The sequence below is a fragment of the Sphingomonas sp. SORGH_AS_0950 genome (genome assembly GCF_030818415.1).
Classification (GTDB): domain Bacteria; phylum Pseudomonadota; class Alphaproteobacteria; order Sphingomonadales; family Sphingomonadaceae; genus Sphingomonas.
In genome coordinates this window covers 3,118,814-3,135,376 of the sequence record NZ_JAUTAE010000001.1, presented here as the reverse complement: position 1 = coordinate 3,135,376, position 16,563 = coordinate 3,118,814, and the positions used below count along the sequence as shown (strand labels likewise).

Below are 16,563 nucleotides of genomic sequence, written 5' to 3'. Positions count from 1 at the left end.
AATGGGGCTTTCAGGTGGCGGGGCGGGATGACCGCGTTATTGACTGAGGCGACATGGCGATCGGCGCGGACGGGCGAATTGCGCATTGCTGCTGAGGCATGGTCGATCGCGCACTTCACCGACGGGGCTCCGGTCCAAGCGAGACTGGACAAGGCGGGCGAAGCAGGTGTCCGCGAGGTCCGCCTGGATACCAGCCAGCACAGCCGGGCTTTTTACGAGCGACTGGGTTTTGGCACGGATGGTGTGACCACGGGTGGTTGCGGGCCTGGCCTCGACCGCTACGACATGATTCTTGGCCTATAATACCCCACCAAGCACTCATATTCTTTCTGGGGCCGACCTGCCGCACGGTAGCAGCAGGTCGGCCGGCAAGGGTATCGGCGTTAGTTCAAGTCCCCCTCGCGCCGGAAGGCGATCCAGTCGTTCCCGCCGCTCCAGAACGAAGGTCCGCCCGTGCATCGCCAGGCAGTCTCTTCCTCGACGCACTCTTCGTAGCTGGAATGACGGGTATCCAGCCGAGGCCGTCCCTGCACGTCATGCCCCGAACAGCGAATCCGCACCTCCTGTTCGCAGGACGGCATGGCGGCAGCTGGCTGCGGTGCCGTCAGGCATCCCAGGATGCCGATCACGCTGAACATCGGAACAGTTTTGAGGAAATTCTTCATCGGATACCTCCCTCGGCGGCGCCCCTTGCGCCGTCGGGGAGGTTGAAGGTCGAACGCCATACCCTGCAATGGCAGACATGTCCGTTCCGGGGAAAGCGCGGACCGACGAACCCATTTCGGCCGTTTCCACCCGCGAAAAATGATTCAATCGATTACAGAGCGCATTTTAATGCATTACCCAACCTGACGGACCTGCCCTATAATCGGTGGCATTGGCGATCAGGCCAAGTCTTTCCCAGTTCGAGGGCGCGGATAAACTCCCTGACATTCGTGCCCTTGATGGCCGCCGGTGCGCTTCCTGTGCATCGGCGGCCAAATCTTATCCCTCAAAGATGCTCCGTCCGGCTCAACCGATCGGTATTGGGGAATCGACGCCGTCCCTTGCCACGGCGGGGCGGTAAAGGACGACTGGCCGCGCGTAACGAAAATGCAGGAACTCGATCTCGATTGGTCCGTGGTGACCTAGAGGCTGTTATGAACCTGCGGCGAACGCGGCAGCCTGCTTCATCATGATGCAGGCGAAAGCGACGACGTGAAGTCCGGCGAGTGTTTGAGCATAGCGTTCATAGTCTTTGACGAGACGGCGGAAGCGGGTTGCCCAGGCGAATGACCGCTCGACGACCCAGCGGCGCGGCAGGAGAACAAAGCCGCGCTTGGCCTGCGGCAGTTTGACGACTTCGAGCGCGATGCCGTGCAAGGCTGCGGCATCGGCGGCCCGCCCGCCGGTATAGCCCTGGTCCACCCAGGCCAGCTCGACCGTGTCGCCGGTGACCGCCTGTACGGTGCGGGCGAGCCGCTCCATCTCGCCGCGATCCTCGGCGCTGGCTGGCGTGACATGGAGGGCCAGCAGATGGCCCAGCGTATCGACGGCCATGGGGATCTTCGAGCCCTTCTTGCGCTTGGCCCCGTCATAGCCGGCCCGCTCGCCACTCTCGGGCGTCGATCGAAGCGTCCGGCTGTCGATGATCGCAGCGGTCGGCTCGGCCTTGTGCCCCGCTGACAGCCGCAGCACCGCGCGCAAGTCGTCCACCAGCGCCTCGAAGCAGCCCGCCGCCAGCCAGCGCTGTGTCTGCTGGTACACAGCTGCCCAGGGCGGCAGATCGTTCGGCATCCACCGCCATGGCGCGCCCGTCTTAACAATGTAGCCAAGGCCGTTGAACACCTCCCGCAGGTCATGCTCCCGCTGCCCGGCATCCTCGCGTTGCAGCAGTAGGTACGGTGCAACCAGCAACCATTCCTCGTCGCTCACGTCAGATGGATACGGCTTGCCGCAAATGCTCATCCCACCTCGGATGAATCAGCAAACCTCTCAAGTCCATAACAGCCTCTAGGCAATGCCCCCTGATCGAGAACGCAATAGACATATTGGACTTGAAGCGCAGGCTGGCCATGCACTCTCGTCAGTCGGGTGGCGTCGTCCGGTTAGGAACATACCAGACATTGCAGCGCCCGCGCGCGAATCCGTTCGTCGGGATCGGCGAGACGTAGCGGGCGAGTCTCCGTCGCCCCAGTCGGGCCCGAACGGAGGGATGGTCCACTGGCCAAGTCGTCAGTTCCACCTCTGGCGCGCAATGCGCGACGCCATGCTTTCCCCTTCCCCCCGCGCCGTCCGCCGCCTATCCTGCCCACCATGCGCAAACACGTCCTGATCGTATCCGGCATCATCGTCCTGATCGGCATCGCTATCGTCGTCTGGCTGGCCTGGCCCGACACGGCCCGGCTGAGCGTCGACCAGGTGGCGGGCAAGCAGCCGACCATTGGGGCACCGCGTGAACAGGTGATCCCGACCGTCGACATCGCCAAGCCGGTGGGCTGGGCGAACGGGGCCAAGCCGAGCGTGGCGCCGGGGCTGGCGATCCAGGCCTTTGCAAGCGGGCTCGATCATCCGCGCTGGCTGTACGAACTGCCCAATGGCGACGTGCTGGTGGCCGAAACCAACTCGCCGCCCCGGCCCAATGCCGGGATCGTGCAGCGGGTCATGAACTTCTTCCTCGGCCGGGCGGGCGCGGCGGTGCCGTCGGCCAACCGGATCACGCTGCTGCGCGATACCAATGGCGACGGCGTGGCCGATCTGAAGACGCCGTTCCTGACCGGGCTGAACTCGCCCTTCGGCATGGTGCTGTTCGACGGCTATCTGTACATCGGCAACACCGATGCGCTGGTGCGCGTGCCGTATCGCGACGGCGAGACCAGGATCACCGCCCGCCCCGAAAAGGTCGTACCGCTGAACCCGGCGGGCAATCACTGGGCGCGTAACGTCATCGCCTCGGGCGACGGCCAGACGCTGTTCGTCTCGGTCGGATCGGCCAGCAACGTCGCCGAGAACGGCATGGAGGCCGAGAAATACCGCGCCGCCATCCTGCAGGTCTGGCCCAGGGACAAGAATTGGCGGATCTATGCCTCGGGCCTGCGCAACCCGAACGGCATGGCGCTGAATCCGCAGAACGGGCGACTGTGGACCGTGGTCAACGAGCGCGACATGCTCGGTTCGGACCTCGCGCCCGACTATCTGACGCAGGTGGAGTTCGGCGACCAGTTCGGCTGGCCCTGGTATTATTGGGGCGGCTATCCCGATGACCGGGTCCAGCCCGCCAACCCCGCGCTCCAGCAATATGTGAAGCGCCCCGACTATGCGCTGGGGCCGCACGTCGCGGCGCTGGGCCTGACCTTCGCACAGGGGGCCAAGCTGGGCGACCGCTTCGCACAGGGCGTGTTCGTCGGCGAGCATGGCTCGTGGAACCGCAAGCCGCCCTCGGGCTACAAGGTCGTGTTCGTGCCGTTCGCCGCGAACGGCTTTCCGGTGCCGGGGGTGAAGCCGGTCGATGTCGTCACCGGCTTCCTCAACGCCAAGGGCGAGGCGCAGGGGCGTCCCGTCGGCGTGATCGTCGACAAGGCGACGGGCGGCCTGCTGGTGGCGGACGATGTCGGCAATGTGGTGTGGAAGGTCCACGCCGCCCAATAAGGTGGGAGGGGGTCCGGTCGGTCCGGGCCCCGCCCTCCCGCTCAGGGCCCGCTCAGGCGGGTTTCACCTTCAGCAGCGCCAGGCCGAAGCCCATGAAGATCGCGCCCGTCAGGCGGTTGAACGCGCGCTTCACCGACGGCCTGCCCAGATAGCGCGACAGCGAACGCCCGCCGAGCGCATAGACCGCATACCACAGCCCCTCGATCACCGCGAAGGTGGCGACCAGGATCGCGAATTGCGGCATCTGGGCTCTGGCGGGATTGATGAACTGGGGCAGGAAGGCGACGGCGAACAGGATCAGCTTGGGGTTGCTGATCCCGATCAGGAAACCGCCGCGAAAGACCGCGCGGTGCGACAGGCTGGGCGGGATCGCGCCGTCACCGACATCGACCGGCGCGACGTCCGCGCGCCACGCCTTGATCCCCAGGAACAGCAGATAGGCGACGCCCGCATAGCGGATCACCTCGAACGCGCCGGGCAGCGCCAGCAGCACGGTCGTCAGCCCCGCGGCGGACGCGGCCAGGACGATCACCACCGCGCTCAGGCATCCGGCCATGGCGGCCGTGCTGCGCCTCAGCCCCATATCGACCGACCGGGTCATGATGTGCAGCATGTTGGGACCGGGCGTGCCCGACAGGAGGAACACGGCCCCGACAAAGAGCCACCATGTATGCAGTGCCATCATTCCCCCCTCTTTCCCCCGATGGACCCGTGCGGGCCCCCTTACTTCAGCAGCTTGGGCGCCTCCGACCGGATGACCGCTTCCAGCTGGCTGGAAAACAGCGACAGGAAGGCGGGCAGGTTCACCACCGCATGGACCTTGTCGTCATAGACGGTCGCCTGCGCGCCGATGGTCTGGCCCATCGCGCCGACGGTGAAGTGCATCGTGTCGCCGTCCCAGCGATGCTCGACCGTGGCGCCGCCGGGGATCATCCGGCCGATCTTGCCGATGCCGCCGTCCAGCCGCTGACGGACGCCCTCCTTGCCGAGCTTGTGCGGGATATCGAGCGAAATGGGCGCGGTCATGCGGGCATCTTCGTGGCGAACAGCATCTTATCATCGGCAAAGGCCTTGAACTCCAGCGCATTACCGCTGGGGTCGCGGAAGAACATCGTCGCCTGCTCGCCGGGTTGCCCCTTGAAGCGGACATAGGGCGCGATGCCGAACGTCACGCCCGCCGCCTCGACCCGTGCGGCCAGCGCCTGCCAGTCCGCCATGGTCAGCACGACGCCGAAATGCGGCACCGGCACCTGATGGCCGTCGACCGCATTCTCCACCGCGACCGGCTGCGCGGCGGGATCGAGATGCGCGACGATCTGATGCCCGAACAGGTCGAAGTCGATCCAGTGATCGCTCGAACGTCCCTCGGCACAGCCGAGAATCTCGCCATAGAAATGGCGGGCGGCGGCCAGGTCGTGGACCGGGAAGGCGAGGTGGAAGGGGCGCAGGGTCATGGAGGGAAGCTAGGGAGGCGGGGTCCGTTTTGCCACCCTTTCCTCCCCGGCGCGGCTCGCTTGCACATACGCAGCGGGGTGGAGGGAGCGGGGGCAGATCGACGTTCACGATTGCGTCTTCTTGCCCTCTCCCCTGGACAGGGGAGAGGGTTAGCGAAGCTTGCCAGCCTGCTGGCTAGCGCAGCTTGGGTGAGGGGTTGAGCGAGCCCAAGGGCTCGCGCGCTGCGCGCATTCACCCCTCACCCAGCTCCGACTAAGCCTTTGCTTTCGCAAAGACCAAGTCTGCGCAACCCTCTCCCCTCTGCGAGGGGCGAGGGAAGGAAAGGCATCGCTGAATGTCGATCGGCCCCAGAGAGGATTGCGAACTCCCGCATTGCTCCTGTCATGACCACGCGCCATATCCTGCCGCCGTGACCCGCTATCCCGCCCTCCTCGCCCTGATCGCCGGGGCCGCCGCCGCCTGCGGCTTTGCCCCGCTCGACCTCTGGCCGCTGATGCTGGCCGGGCTGATCGTCCTGCTAGCGCTGGTGCAGGACGCGCCGACCATGCGGGCGGCGCTGTGGCGCGGCTGGGCGTTCGGGGTCGGGCATTTCACCGTCAACAACAACTGGTTCCAGCACGCCTTCGACTTTCAGGACAAGATGCCGCCGGTGCTGGGCTATTTCGCGGCGGTCGGCCTGGCGCTGTATCTCGCGGTGTTTCCGATGGCGGCGGCGGGCGTCGCGTGGCGGTTTCGCGGACGGCGGGCCGACACCGCCTATGTCCTGATCTTCGCCGCGGCCTGGATCGCGACCGAATATCTGCGCGCGCGGCTGTTCACCGGCTATGCCTGGGACCCGGTGTCGGTCATCTGGCTGCCGGTGATCGGCGTGGCGCGGATGAGCGCCTTTGTCGGCACCTATGCGCTGTCGGGGCTCACCGTGCTTCTGGCGGGGGCGATCTGGCTGGCGCTGCGCCGGGACTGGCGCCCGGCCGCCGTGATGGTGCCCGCGACCGCGCTCGCCGCCCTGTCCGCCCCGCTCACCCGCGCGCCCGAGCCCGGCGCCGATGCGCCGCTGGTCCGCGTCGTCCAGCCCAATGTCAGCCAGGACCAGCGCGGCGAGAGCGACGGGCCGGAGATGCTCGAGCGGCTGATCGCGCTGTCGGGCCGCCCCGGTCCCCGCCCGCGCCTGGTCGTCTGGCCCGAGGGCGTGGTGCGCGACATGATCGAGGACGGCTATCCCGACTGGGCCTATTTCGGGTTCAACTATGCCCCGCCCTTCTGGGATCGCCGCCGGATCGCCAGCGTGCTGGGCCCGCGCGATACGGCGCTGGTCGGCGGCACCGCGCTGAACTTCTCACCCGATCGCCGCCGGGTGGTCAGCGCGACCAACAGCGTCTTCGCGATCAGCCCGGCGGCGCGGATCACCGGCCGCTATGACAAGGCGCATCTGGTGCCCTATGGCGAATATCTGCCCATGCCTTGGCTGCTCAAGCCGCTGGGCCTGGCGCGGCTGGTCCCCGGCGACATGGATTTCAGCCCGGGCCCCGGCCCCCGTAACCTGCGCGTGCCGAATTTCGGGCCGGTCGGGGTGCAGCTCTGCTACGAGATCATCTTCTCGGGCCAGGTGGTGGACGAGGCACATCGTCCGCGCCTGCTGTTCAACCCGTCCAACGACGCCTGGTTCGGCCGCTGGGGCCCGCCGCAGCATTTGGCGCAGGCGCGGATGCGCGCGATCGAGGAAGCGCTGCCCATCCTGCGCGCCACGCCCAACGGCATCTCCGCGATCATCGCCGCCGATGGCCGGTTGGTCGCGACCGTCCCGCATCTGGTGACCGGCGCGGCGCAGGCCCCGCTGCCCGCCGCCCTGCCGCCGACGCCCTTTTCGCGGATCGGCAACATGCTGGCGCTGGCCATCGCGGCGGCGCTGGCCGCGATCGGCGTTGCCATCCGCCGCCGCGCCCGCTAGGACCGATATAAAGCTATCTTTATATCCTTATGAGGACGGGAATGCGGAACTCGTACATCTTCACCTCGGAATCGGTTTCCGAAGGTCACCCCGACAAGGTCGCCGACCAGATCAGCGACGCGATCGTCGACCTGTTCCTGTCCAAGGATGCCGAAGCGCGCATCGCGTGCGAGACGCTGACCACCACCAACAAGGTCGTGCTGGCGGGCGAGATCCGCTGCAAGGGCGTGTTCGAGAACGACCAGTGGGCCGAGGGCGCGCTGGAAGAGATCGAGCAGACCGTGCGCGATACCGTCAAGCGGATCGGCTATGAGCAGTCGGGCTTCCACTGGGCGAATTTCGACTTCTCGAACAACCTGCACGGCCAGTCGGCGCACATCGCGATGGGCGTGGACGAGAGCGGCAACAAGGACGAAGGCGCCGGCGACCAGGGCATCATGTTCGGTTACGCGACCGACGAGACCCCTGGCCTGATGCCCGCCACCCTCTATTACAGCCACAAGATCCTGGAAAAGATGGCGGCCGACCGCCACTCGGGCGCGGCCCCCTTCCTGGAGCCCGACGCCAAGAGCCAGGTGACGCTCCAATACGAAAACGGCGTGCCGGTCCGCGCGACCGCGATCGTCGTGTCGACCCAGCATTCGGCCGAGCTGTCGAACGAGGCGGGCCAGGCCAAGCTTCGCGACTATGTGAAGTCGGTGCTGACCGAAATCCTGCCCGAAGGCTGGCTGCCCGAGGACAAGCAGATCTACGTCAATCCGACCGGCCTGTTCGAAATCGGCGGCCCGGACGGTGACGCCGGCCTGACCGGCCGCAAGATCATCGTCGACACCTATGGCGGCGCGGCTCCGCATGGCGGCGGCGCGTTCAGCGGCAAGGACCCGACCAAGGTCGACCGCTCGGCGGCTTACGTCGCGCGCTATCTCGCCAAGAACGTCGTCGCGGCGGGCCTGGCCAAGCGCTGCACCATCCAGCTGTCCTATGCGATCGGCGTCGCCGAGCCGCTGTCGGTCTATGTCGACCTGCACGGCACCGGCACCGTCGAGGAAGCCAAGCTGGAGGCAGCGCTGCCCAAGCTGGTTCGCCTGACGCCCAAGGGCATTCGCGAGCACCTGAAGCTCAACGCGCCGATCTATTCCAAGACCGCCGCCTATGGCCATTTCGGCCGCGAAGCCGAAGGCGCGCTGTTCACCTGGGAAAAGACCGATCTGGTCGACCGGATCAAGGCCGCCGTCGCCTGATCCGATCACCGAGGAATGACGCGAAAGGGGAGCTTCGGCTCCCCTTTTTCATGGCTGGTCCGGCGTCTCGCCCTGCACCTGGCCATGCGCCAGCAGCGTGAACAGACCCGCCCCGCCGACCAGATTGCCGAGGATCGCCGGAAGCATCAGCCCCAACACGGCCTGTTCGATCGTGACCTTCCCGGTGAAGACCAGCAGGAACGTCTCGTCCGCGCCGACGATCGAATGGCTGAACCCGGCGATCGCGATGACATAGGTGATCGCCAGGATGATCCAGAAGGCCTGGTTCCGGCCATTGGGCAGGATCCAGGCGACCACCGCGATCAGGAAACCGGCGGGGATGGCGTTGATGAACGTCTGCCACCCGTTCAGCTCCAGAATGCCCGCCGACACCGCGATCATCGCCTCGCGAATCTCGGGATTGCCCAGCGCCCCGCCCGCGACCATCCCGGCGGCGAGCGCGGTGCCGATCAGATTGGCGAACAGCACGATCCCCCACAGCCGCAGCGTCCGCTGCAACGCCCAGCCCGATGGCCTGGTCACCAGCGGCAGCATCGCGGTGATCGTGCTCTCGGTGAACAGCTGCATCCGCCCCAGGATCACGACGAGGAACCCGACCGGATAGCCGAGCGCCGTAACCAGCTCGCGCCACGGTGCCTCGGGCAAACCCGCATGCAGCGCGCCCTCGGCGATCAGCGAGCTGTGGATCGCGATTCCCGCCGCCAGCCCCGACCAGAACAGCGCGCCCGCGGGGCGGTCGAGCTCGCTCTCCCCCGCCTCGCGCACCGCACGGTGGAGGTCCTTGGCATCGGCGGCTTTCTGCGCCTTGCCCTCGGCTTTGCTGTCATCCTGATCCATTCCCCGCCAGCAACGCGCGCGCACGGTCTTGGCTCCCGCCCCCTCCCCGCGCTAAGGGCGCGCGATGAACGATCCGACGACGATCCGCCGCCTCTATGGCCGGCGACAGGGCCATAAGCTGCGCCAAGGTCAGGCCGCGCTGGTCGAGGACATGCTGCCCACCCTCAGCGTGCCTGAGGACGGCCCGCTCGACGCCGTGCGGCTGTTCGGCGACGCGCGCCCGCTCCAGGTCGAGATCGGCTTCGGCGCGGGCGAGCATCTGGCGGGCCAGGCCGAGGCGACGCCGGGCACCGGCTTCATCGGCTGCGAGCCGTTCCTGAACGGGGTGGTCGGCGCGCTGGGCCATATCCGCGACCGCGACCTGACCAATGTCCGCCTGCACATGGGCGACGCGCTGGAGGTGATCGAGCGGCTGCCCGATGCCAGCCTCGACCGCGTCTACCTGCTCCATCCCGATCCCTGGCCCAAGGCGCGCCACGCCAAGCGCCGGATGATGAACCACGGTCCGCTCGACACCATCGCCCGCAAGCTGAAATCGGGCGGCGAATTCCGGCTGGGCACCGACGATCCGACCTATTGCCACTGGTCGATGATGATCATGAACGCGCGGGCCGACTTCACCTGGCAGGCGCGAACCCCCGCCGACTTCCTCACCCGCCCCGCCGACTGGCCCGAAACCCGTTACGAGCGCAAGGCCCGGCGGCAGGGGCATGAGGTGTGGTATTTCCGGTATATCCGCCAGTGACGGCGGCGCGCGCCTGATGGCCCTGGGCGGTCAGGCGCGCAGTTGGGCGATCATCGGCGTGGTCGGTGCCGGGTCGCGCGCGACCGTCAGCGGCCCAAGGTCGCGCCGGGCGATCTCGGCGAGGATGACGGTGCGGTCGCCGCGCTCCGGCGCGACCGTTATGGTGGCCAGCGCGGTCAGCAGGGTCGCATCGTCCATATATTCGATCAGATCCGGGTCGAACATCGGGTCCATCGCATCCTCCCATCCTGGATTATTATCGGAGATAACAAGCGGATCGCGTTGCGGTTGCCTCGTCGCGCCCTGCCGTTACGGGTTCGCCGATCGGGACTGGCACGACGGGGGCGTGGCGCTATAGAGCCGGGCGCGGATATGATGGTAGAAAGCCTGAATCTTGGTCGATGACAGCTGGGGCGTGTCCCCACCGCGCGGCGGATTGCGCGTGCGCACGAACGACAGTCTGGAGGAACGGGCCGCCGCCCGTGCGAAGGCGCGCGAAGCCCGGGCGGGCGAGCGGGCCGCGATTATGGCCGACCGGATGGAGGCCCGCATGGCCAATCGCGTGCGCGACACGGCCGCGCGCGAGGCCGAGCGGACCGCCCGGCGCGAGCAGGAAATGGCCGCCGCCGCGCGCGACCCGCACGCCGCCGCCGCCAAGCGTCACCGCACCTCGGGTCGCAAGGACGTGGTGCGCGAGCAACGCGACACGCGCGGCTATGCCACGCTGGTCGATGAGGGGCGGATTCGCGAACTGGCCAAGCGGGGCGCGTCGCTGGGCGGACTGGCCGCGGCGTTCGGGATCGAACAGGATGAAATCCGGCGAATCCTGGAAACGGAGCCCGAGGTCGATCCGGCCTAACGCCTCGCTTACCAAATTGCGCTAGGGGTGCCCGCCTGATGTCCGAAGTCGCCGCCCCGCCCCGCCCGCCCCGCCCCGCCTCGGCGGTCGGACATGGTGTGGGGCTGGCGGGGCTGGCGGGATCGCTGGCCTGGCTCGGCTTTGCCTATTACCGCCATCTCGACGGGCCCTATGCCGCGCTGACCCATCTGGTCGCCGTGGCGGTGCCGATGATCCTGTGGTCGCTGCTGGTCGACCGGGTGCATCGCAACCCCTCGACCGGGATCGACTGGGCCAATCCACGCCAGCCCCGCGAGACGCTGGACATCAGCCTGACCAAGCTGGCCGGTTTCTGGGCGACCTTTGCGGGTATCGCGCTGATCTACATGACGTTCCGCTTCTATTGGCAGGGCAGCTTCGCCTTTGCCATGTGGTGCCTGGGATGGCTGGCGCCCGTGCTGTTCCTGGGGTCGATCCCCTATGTCCTGTGGCTAGACCGGCGGCTGGTCGAGCCCAGGGACGGCGCTTGGAGCCTGGGGGCCTGGCTAACCGGGCAGAAGGGCGCCGAGCCGCAGGCGATCCATGCGCATCTGCGTGCCTGGGGGGTGAAGACCTTTTTCCTGGCCTTCATGCTCGGGGTGGTGCCGGGGGGATTTGCCGCCTTTGTCGACGGCGACCTGCCGACCCTGATGCGCGATCCGGTGGCGCTGGCCAACTGGCTGATCACGCTGATGTTCCTGATCGACGTGGCCTTTGCGACGGTCGGTTATATGCTGACCATGCGACCGCTCGATGCGCATATCCGCTCGGCCAATCCCTATGCGGCGGCGTGGATGGCGGCGCTGATCTGCTACCCGCCGACGATCCTGATGACCGATGGCGGACCGCTCGACTATCGACCCGGCACCGCGCCGTGGAGCCATTGGTTCGCCGGGCATCCGGTGGTGCTGGCCGCGATCGGTGCAGTGCTGGTGGCGCTGACCGCCATCTATGCCTGGGCGACGGTGGCGTTCGGGCTTCGCTTCTCCAACCTGACGCACCGGGGCATCCTGACCCATGGCCCCTATGCGGTGTCGCGGCATCCGGCCTATCTGTCGAAGAACATCTTCTGGTGGATCGCGACCGTGCCCGTCCTGTCGACCGGAAGCTGGGGGGATGCGATGCGCAGCACGCTGCTGCTCGGCGTGGTCAGCGGGATCTATTATTGGCGCGCGAAGACCGAGGAGCGGCATCTGTCGGCCGATCCGGCGTATCGGGATTATGATGACTGGATGGCGCGGTACGGGCTGGTGCCGCGTTTCTTTCGGTGGGTTTCGGGGCGGGGTTGAGCCCTTGGCCTCCGACTTCGCTCAGACTGAACGGAGGTTTTCCCCTATGATCCGTTCAGGCTGAGCGAAGTCGAAGCCCAGGCGACTCCCTCAGAAGCTCGCCTCGCCATAGACCCGCGAGATGTCCCCGCCCCATTCGCCGTGATAGCGATCGAGCAGCACCTGCGCGGGCACCTTGCCCGAGCGGACGATCTCGCGCAGCGGGTCGAGGAAGCCGGTCTCGTTATCCCCCGCCCCGTTCAGCCGCCCGCGCGCCGCCAGCCCGGCATGGGCGATGTCGAGCACTTCGCCCGCAATGTCGCGCAGCCGCCCGCCGCCCGGCAGCGGGGCATCCAGCGCCAGCTCGGGCACCGCGTCGCGCAGCGCCTGCCGCTCGTCCAGCGACCAGCCCTTGACCAGATCCCAGGCGGCATCGAGCGCCGCATCGTCGTACAGCAATCCGACCCACAGCGCGGGCAGCGCGCAGATGCGGTTCCAGGGACCGCCATCGGCCCCGCGCATCTCGAGGAAGGTCTTCAACCGCACCTCGGGAAAGGCGGTCGACAGATGATCGTTCCAGTCGTCGATCGTCGGCCGCTCGCCCGGCAGGACCGACAGCTCGCCCTTCAGGAAGTCGCGGAAGGACAGCCCGGCCGCGTCGATATATTTTCCGTCGCGGTAGACGAAGTACATCGGCACATCGAGCGCATAGTCGGCATAGCGCTCATAGCCGAACCCGTCCTCGAACACGAAGGGCAGCATGCCGGTGCGCGCGGGGTCGGTGTCCGACCAGATATGGCTGCGGAAGGACAGCTTGCCGTTGGGCTTCCCTTCCGTGAAGGGCGAGTTGGCGAACAGCGCGGTTGCCAGCGGCTGCAACGCCAGCCCGACGCGGAACTTCTTCACCATGTCGGCCTCGGACGCGTAATCCAGGTTCACCTGGATGGTCGAGGTCCGCAGCATCATGTCCAGCCCGAGCGAGCCGACGCGCGGCATGTGGCGCAGCATGATCGCATAGCGCCCCTTGGGCATGATCGGCAGCTCGGCGCGGGTCTTGTCCGGCCACATGCCCAGCCCCAGAAAGCCCAGGCCCAGCGTGTCGCCCGCCGCCTTCACCTGTTGCAGGTGGCGGCCCGTCTCGGCACAGGTTTGGTGCAGATTGTCGAGCGGCGCGCCCGACAGCTCGAACTGCCCGGCGGGCTCCAGGCTGATCGAGCCGTCGGCGCCGGTCAGCGCGATGACGTTGCCGCCCTCGAGGACCGGGGCCCAGCCATATTGTTCGAGCTGGCCCAGCAGCGCGCGGATGCCCGACGCCTCGTCATAGGAGGGGGCGTGATGATCGCCCAGCGCATAGACGAACTTCTCGTGCTCGGTGCCGATCCGCCAGCGGTCGCTCGGCTTCTCGCCGCGGGCAAAGCTTGCGATCAGCTGATCGCGCGACTCGATGATGGCGCCCTTGGCGGTGCTCGCGGTCTTGGTGCTCATGAACCGCGCCTTACGCGGGCGCGCGCGGAGACGCCATAGGCTGAATCAACGCCAGTCGCCCGCCGCCGCCATCCAGAGGGACACCGCCGCCGCCGCCGCCGTGTCGGCGCGCAGGATACGCGGCCCCAGGCCGATGCCGATCGCGCCCGGATGCGCGCGGATCGCCGCGCGTTCCTCGGCGTCGAAGCCGCCCTCCGGCCCGATCAGGATCGCCGCCGGGCCGTCATGCGCGCGCATCGCCTCCAGCGCGGGCACGCCGCCCGTCTCGTCGGCGAAGAACAGCGCGCGACCTTCGGGCCAGTCGCGCAGCAGCGCGGGCAGCTTCACCGGCTCGGCGACTTGCGGAAGCGCGGTGCGGCCGCATTGCTCGGCCGCCTCGATCATGTGCGCGCGCAGCCGCTCGGTATTGGGCTTGTCGACCACGGTGCGGCGGGTGACGACGGGGACCAGCCGCGCCACGCCCAGTTCGCACGCCTTTTCGGCCAGCCAGTCGACCCGCCCCTTCTTCAGCGGCGCGGCGCACAGCCACAGATCGGGCACAGCCTCGCGCGCGCGGAACATCTCGGTCACGTCCAGCGTCAGGTCACGCTTGCCCACCGAGGCCGCAACGCCCAGCCATTCGCCGGTCCGGTCGTCGAACAGCTTGACCGGATCGCCGACCTTGGTGCGCATCACCGAGACCAGATAATGCGCGGCGGGTCCGTCGATGCGGATCGGCCCCTCGGCCAGCATCTGGTCGACGAACAGGCGGGGCGTGGATTGCGGCGGCCAGGCGGGAGTAGCGGGCATGGGGTCCGCTTACACGGCTCGCGCGCGGCTTGCCACTTTTGCGGTTTCGGGTGTTTCTTCATGCCAAGGAGGCACGAATGGGCAAGCATTACCAGGAAGAACTCGAAGCGCTGCAACTGGCGCTGGTCCGCACCCAGATGGCGATGACGGGTTCGGACGCCCAATCGGACGAGCGCGTCGTCATCGTGCTGGAGGGCCGCGACGGCGCGGGCAAGGACGGGACGATCAAGCGGATCACCGAACATCTCTCGGTCCGCGCGACCCGCGTCGTCGCGCTGCCCAAGCCGTCCGATCGCGAACGCACCCAATGGTATTTCCAGCGCTATGTCGCGCATCTGCCCGCAGCGGGCGAGATCGTGATCTTCAACCGCAGCTGGTACAACCGCGCCGGCGTCGAGGTCGTGATGGGCTTTTCCACCGCCACCGAGCAGGAGGCGTTCCTGCGCGACGCGCCCGATTTCGAACGGATGCTGGTCGAAAGCGGCATCCGGCTGGTCAAGATCTGGCTCGACATCTCGAAGAAGGAGCAGGCGGAACGGCTGGAGGCCCGGCGGACCGATCCGCTCAAGGCGCTGAAGGTGTCCGACATGGACAAGGTCGCACAGGCCAAATGGGCCGAATATTCGGCGGCGCGCGACACGATGCTGACCCGCACCCACACCCCCTTCGCACCGTGGCATGTGGTGCGCGCCGACGACAAGAAGGACGCGCGGATCGCGATCATCCGCCACATCCTCCACCGCATCGCGCCCGCCAAAATCGCCGACACGGTCGACGCGCCTGACCCCGAACTGCTGTTCGCGTTCGACATGGCCGCGCTGGAGGATGGTCGGCTGGCACGATAGGCGGCGGCGCGCGGGCCGGTGCCCCGGACGCGTGACCACGGGACGTTTTCGGGCCGCCTCTTAGGCCGATCTTTACCAAGGCATGGCTTTATCCCGGCAAACGCCCTCATCGAGGACCGACCCCAATGCCTTCCTCCCCGCGGATCGCCGCGACGCTGATCGCCCGCAACGAGGCACGCTGCATCGCCCGCTGCCTGTCGAGCATCGCCCCCTGGGTCGACCGCATGGTGGTGCTCGACACCGGGTCGACCGACGACACCGTCGCCATCGCGCAGGCGGCGGGGGCCGAGGTACATCACCTGCCCTGGCCCGACGACTTCGCCGCCGCGCGCAACCATGTGCTGGACCTGGCCGATGCCGACTGGAACCTGGTGCTCGACGCCGACGAGTGGATTCGCGATGGCGGCAAGCGGCTGCGCCGCTGGTGCGCCGGGCCGCCGCGGCTGGGCTTTGCCTGTATCGAGAATGCCGTGGAGGGCAGCGCCGACCCGACGCGCTGCTGGATTCCGCGATTGCTGCCGCGCGGTGCCCGTTACGAGGGGCGGGTCCATGAACAGGTCGTCTCCCTCGCCCCCCAGGCGCGCATCCCGCTGCACATCGGCCATGACGGCTATCTTGCCGCCCAGAAGGTCAGGAAGCGCGACCGCAACTATGCGCTGCTGCTGCGCGAACTCGCCGAGCAGCCCAACAACCCCTATCTGATGTTCCAGTTCGGCATGGAGGCCCAGGCGCGTCGCGACCTGCCGATGGCATGCGATTACGTGATGCGCGCGCTGGCGACGGCTCCGCGCGAGGCGGGTTGGCGGCACGCCCTGGTCACCGCCGCCATCCCGCTCCTCTCCTGCGCGGGGCGGCTCCCCGATGCGGTGGCGCTGGCCGATGCCGAATTCGGACAATGGCCCGAGTCGCCCGATTATTTCTATGTGCTGGGGGATGTGCTGTTCGACCAGGCGATGGCCGATCCGGCACAGGCGATCGGCCATTGGCTGCCTTTGGCGCAAAGCGCATGGGAACGCTGTCTGGCCATCGGCGAGCGCCCCGACCTGGACGGCAGCGTCGCCGGGCGCGGCAGCCATCTGGCGCAGCAGAGCCTCGACATCGTCCGCTCGCAACTGGCGACGCTGGCGGCCTAGGCGGATCGACATTCAGCAATGCCTTCCTTCCCTCTCCCCTGTCCAGGGGAGAGGGAAGGAAGGGATCGGTCCTAGCGCCGCCGCCGGATCAGCCACCAGGCCAGCGCGAGGGCGAGCGCCACGGCCAGTACGACGCCGCCCACCATCCCCGCCACGCGCAGGATCGCCCAGAACAGGGCCTCGACGAAGCGGCCGACGGCGACCGACAGGCCAATCATGAAACGGAAGATGGCGGGAGGATCACGGACGCAGGATAGCCGCGAACGGGCTTGCACGCCACGGGTCGCCCCCA

At 67.6% G+C, this 16,563-nt stretch carries 19 protein-coding genes; 9 read left to right on the top strand and 10 right to left on the bottom strand.

All coding sequences use genetic code 11. The features are described 5' to 3' along the window. Positions 1–27 precede the first annotated feature (27 nt). Positions 28–303 carry a hypothetical protein gene (locus QE385_RS14035; protein ID WP_307102846.1) on the top strand — a complete coding sequence of 92 codons (276 nt, stop codon included), beginning with the start codon at positions 28–30 and terminating at the stop codon, positions 301–303. A gap of 80 nt (positions 304–383) precedes the next feature. Here QE385_RS14035 and QE385_RS14030 read toward each other — a convergent pair whose 3' ends face one another. Further along, positions 384–665 (bottom strand): hypothetical protein, encoded by a 282-nt coding sequence (locus QE385_RS14030; protein ID WP_307102844.1) that lies wholly within the window; start codon positions 663–665, stop codon positions 384–386. Positions 666–1,137: 472 nt separating this feature from the next. Further along, positions 1,138–1,947, bottom strand: a complete 810-nt coding sequence (locus tag QE385_RS14025; RefSeq protein ID WP_307102842.1) for an IS5 family transposase — start codon at positions 1,945–1,947, stop codon at positions 1,138–1,140. Positions 1,948–2,295: 348 nt separating this feature from the next. On the opposite strand from QE385_RS14025, the gene QE385_RS14020 reads away from it, so the two are divergent. Further along, positions 2,296–3,627 (top strand): sorbosone dehydrogenase family protein, encoded by a 1,332-nt coding sequence (locus QE385_RS14020; protein ID WP_307102841.1) that lies wholly within the window; start codon positions 2,296–2,298, stop codon positions 3,625–3,627. Between the two features lie 52 nt (positions 3,628–3,679). On the opposite strand, the gene QE385_RS14015 is transcribed toward QE385_RS14020, so the two are convergent. The 3 genes from QE385_RS14015 to QE385_RS14005 are packed head-to-tail and all read right to left on the bottom strand — an operon-like array spanning position 3,680 to position 5,081. Continuing rightward, a complete protein-coding gene (locus tag QE385_RS14015) occupies positions 3,680–4,309 on the bottom strand; it encodes a LysE family translocator (RefSeq protein WP_307104734.1) in 630 nt (209 codons plus the stop codon). Positions 4,310–4,350: 41 nt separating this feature from the next. Next, positions 4,351–4,653 carry a polyhydroxyalkanoic acid system family protein gene (locus QE385_RS14010; protein WP_307102839.1) on the bottom strand — a complete coding sequence of 101 codons (303 nt, stop codon included), beginning with the start codon at positions 4,651–4,653 and terminating at the stop codon, positions 4,351–4,353. Further along, positions 4,650–5,081 carry a VOC family protein gene (locus tag QE385_RS14005; protein WP_307102837.1) on the bottom strand — a complete coding sequence of 144 codons (432 nt, stop codon included), beginning with the start codon at positions 5,079–5,081 and terminating at the stop codon, positions 4,650–4,652. The genes QE385_RS14010 and QE385_RS14005 overlap by 4 nt, the downstream gene beginning before the upstream one ends. A 410-nt stretch (positions 5,082–5,491) precedes the next feature. Here QE385_RS14005 and lnt point away from each other — a divergent pair, with 410 nt between their 5' ends. After that, positions 5,492–7,030 (top strand): apolipoprotein N-acyltransferase, encoded by a 1,539-nt coding sequence (lnt, locus tag QE385_RS14000; RefSeq protein WP_307102834.1) that lies wholly within the window; start codon positions 5,492–5,494, stop codon positions 7,028–7,030. Positions 7,031–7,071: 41 nt separating this feature from the next. After that, positions 7,072–8,271, top strand: a complete 1,200-nt coding sequence (gene metK / locus QE385_RS13995; RefSeq protein WP_307102832.1) for a methionine adenosyltransferase — start codon at positions 7,072–7,074, stop codon at positions 8,269–8,271. A gap of 48 nt (positions 8,272–8,319) precedes the next feature. Here the strand turns inward: metK and QE385_RS13990 are convergent, their stop codons facing one another. Beyond that, a complete protein-coding gene (locus tag QE385_RS13990) occupies positions 8,320–9,129 on the bottom strand; it encodes a formate/nitrite transporter family protein (protein WP_307104733.1) in 810 nt (269 codons plus the stop codon). A 64-nt stretch (positions 9,130–9,193) separates the two neighbouring features. On the opposite strand from QE385_RS13990, the gene QE385_RS13985 reads away from it, so the two are divergent. Then, positions 9,194–9,874, top strand: coding sequence for a tRNA (guanosine(46)-N(7))-methyltransferase TrmB (locus QE385_RS13985; protein WP_307102830.1), 681 nt, complete (start codon positions 9,194–9,196; stop codon positions 9,872–9,874). 30 nt (positions 9,875–9,904) lie between these two features. Here the strand turns inward: QE385_RS13985 and QE385_RS13980 are convergent, their stop codons facing one another. Then, positions 9,905–10,108: a hypothetical protein gene (locus tag QE385_RS13980; RefSeq protein ID WP_307102828.1), complete on the bottom strand. Its 204-nt coding sequence runs from the start codon at positions 10,106–10,108 to the stop codon at positions 9,905–9,907. A gap of 160 nt (positions 10,109–10,268) precedes the next feature. Between QE385_RS13980 and QE385_RS13975 the strand changes: the two genes are divergently transcribed. Together QE385_RS13975 and QE385_RS13970 are read left to right on the top strand one after the other, a co-directional pair. Then, a complete protein-coding gene (locus QE385_RS13975; protein ID WP_307102826.1) occupies positions 10,269–10,733 on the top strand; it encodes a hypothetical protein in 465 nt (154 codons plus the stop codon). Positions 10,734–10,771: 38 nt separating this feature from the next. Next, positions 10,772–12,040: an isoprenylcysteine carboxylmethyltransferase family protein gene (locus QE385_RS13970; RefSeq protein WP_307102825.1), complete on the top strand. Its 1,269-nt coding sequence runs from the start codon at positions 10,772–10,774 to the stop codon at positions 12,038–12,040. A 90-nt stretch (positions 12,041–12,130) separates the two neighbouring features. Here QE385_RS13970 and QE385_RS13965 read toward each other — a convergent pair whose 3' ends face one another. Together QE385_RS13965 and QE385_RS13960 are read right to left on the bottom strand one after the other, a co-directional pair. Beyond that, a complete protein-coding gene (locus QE385_RS13965; RefSeq protein ID WP_307102823.1) occupies positions 12,131–13,504 on the bottom strand; it encodes a glutamate--cysteine ligase in 1,374 nt (457 codons plus the stop codon). A gap of 45 nt (positions 13,505–13,549) precedes the next feature. Beyond that, entirely contained in the window at positions 13,550–14,293 is a 744-nt protein-coding gene (locus QE385_RS13960) for a 16S rRNA (uracil(1498)-N(3))-methyltransferase (RefSeq protein ID WP_307102821.1), read from the bottom strand. Between the two features lie 77 nt (positions 14,294–14,370). Here QE385_RS13960 and ppk2 point away from each other — a divergent pair, with 77 nt between their 5' ends. Both ppk2 and QE385_RS13950 read left to right on the top strand, forming a co-directional pair. Next, complete coding sequence (ppk2, locus tag QE385_RS13955) at positions 14,371–15,138, top strand: polyphosphate kinase 2 (protein ID WP_307102819.1); 768 nt, start codon at positions 14,371–14,373, stop codon at positions 15,136–15,138. Between the two features lie 125 nt (positions 15,139–15,263). Beyond that, on the top strand, positions 15,264–16,271 hold the full coding sequence (locus tag QE385_RS13950) for a glycosyltransferase family 2 protein (protein WP_307102817.1): 1,008 nt from the start codon (positions 15,264–15,266) through the stop codon (positions 16,269–16,271). Positions 16,272–16,342: 71 nt separating this feature from the next. Here the strand turns inward: QE385_RS13950 and QE385_RS13945 are convergent, their stop codons facing one another. Beyond that, positions 16,343–16,546 (bottom strand): hypothetical protein, encoded by a 204-nt coding sequence (locus tag QE385_RS13945; RefSeq protein ID WP_307102815.1) that lies wholly within the window; start codon positions 16,544–16,546, stop codon positions 16,343–16,345. Positions 16,547–16,563 lie beyond the last annotated feature (17 nt).

Coding starts and splice junctions, on each gene's coding strand:
- QE385_RS14025 (WP_307102842.1), bottom strand. CDS start 1,947: ATGAGCATTTGCGGCAAGCCGTATCCATCTGACGTGAGCGACGAGGAA.
- QE385_RS13970 (WP_307102825.1), top strand. CDS start 10,772: ATGTCCGAAGTCGCCGCCCCGCCCCGCCCGCCCCGCCCCGCCTCGGCG.
- QE385_RS13965 (WP_307102823.1), bottom strand. CDS start 13,504: ATGAGCACCAAGACCGCGAGCACCGCCAAGGGCGCCATCATCGAGTCG.
- QE385_RS13950 (WP_307102817.1), top strand. CDS start 15,264: ATGCCTTCCTCCCCGCGGATCGCCGCGACGCTGATCGCCCGCAACGAG.
- QE385_RS14030 (WP_307102844.1), bottom strand. CDS start 665: ATGAAGAATTTCCTCAAAACTGTTCCGATGTTCAGCGTGATCGGCATC.
- QE385_RS14010 (WP_307102839.1), bottom strand. CDS start 4,653: ATGACCGCGCCCATTTCGCTCGATATCCCGCACAAGCTCGGCAAGGAG.
- QE385_RS14035 (WP_307102846.1), top strand. CDS start 28: ATGACCGCGTTATTGACTGAGGCGACATGGCGATCGGCGCGGACGGGC.
- QE385_RS14020 (WP_307102841.1), top strand. CDS start 2,296: ATGCGCAAACACGTCCTGATCGTATCCGGCATCATCGTCCTGATCGGC.
- metK (WP_307102832.1), top strand. CDS start 7,072: ATGCGGAACTCGTACATCTTCACCTCGGAATCGGTTTCCGAAGGTCAC.
- QE385_RS13960 (WP_307102821.1), bottom strand. CDS start 14,293: ATGCCCGCTACTCCCGCCTGGCCGCCGCAATCCACGCCCCGCCTGTTC.
- QE385_RS13990 (WP_307104733.1), bottom strand. CDS start 9,129: ATGGATCAGGATGACAGCAAAGCCGAGGGCAAGGCGCAGAAAGCCGCC.
- QE385_RS13980 (WP_307102828.1), bottom strand. CDS start 10,108: ATGGACCCGATGTTCGACCCGGATCTGATCGAATATATGGACGATGCG.
- QE385_RS13985 (WP_307102830.1), top strand. CDS start 9,194: ATGAACGATCCGACGACGATCCGCCGCCTCTATGGCCGGCGACAGGGC.
- QE385_RS14005 (WP_307102837.1), bottom strand. CDS start 5,081: ATGACCCTGCGCCCCTTCCACCTCGCCTTCCCGGTCCACGACCTGGCC.
- ppk2 (WP_307102819.1), top strand. CDS start 14,371: ATGGGCAAGCATTACCAGGAAGAACTCGAAGCGCTGCAACTGGCGCTG.
- QE385_RS14015 (WP_307104734.1), bottom strand. CDS start 4,309: ATGGCACTGCATACATGGTGGCTCTTTGTCGGGGCCGTGTTCCTCCTG.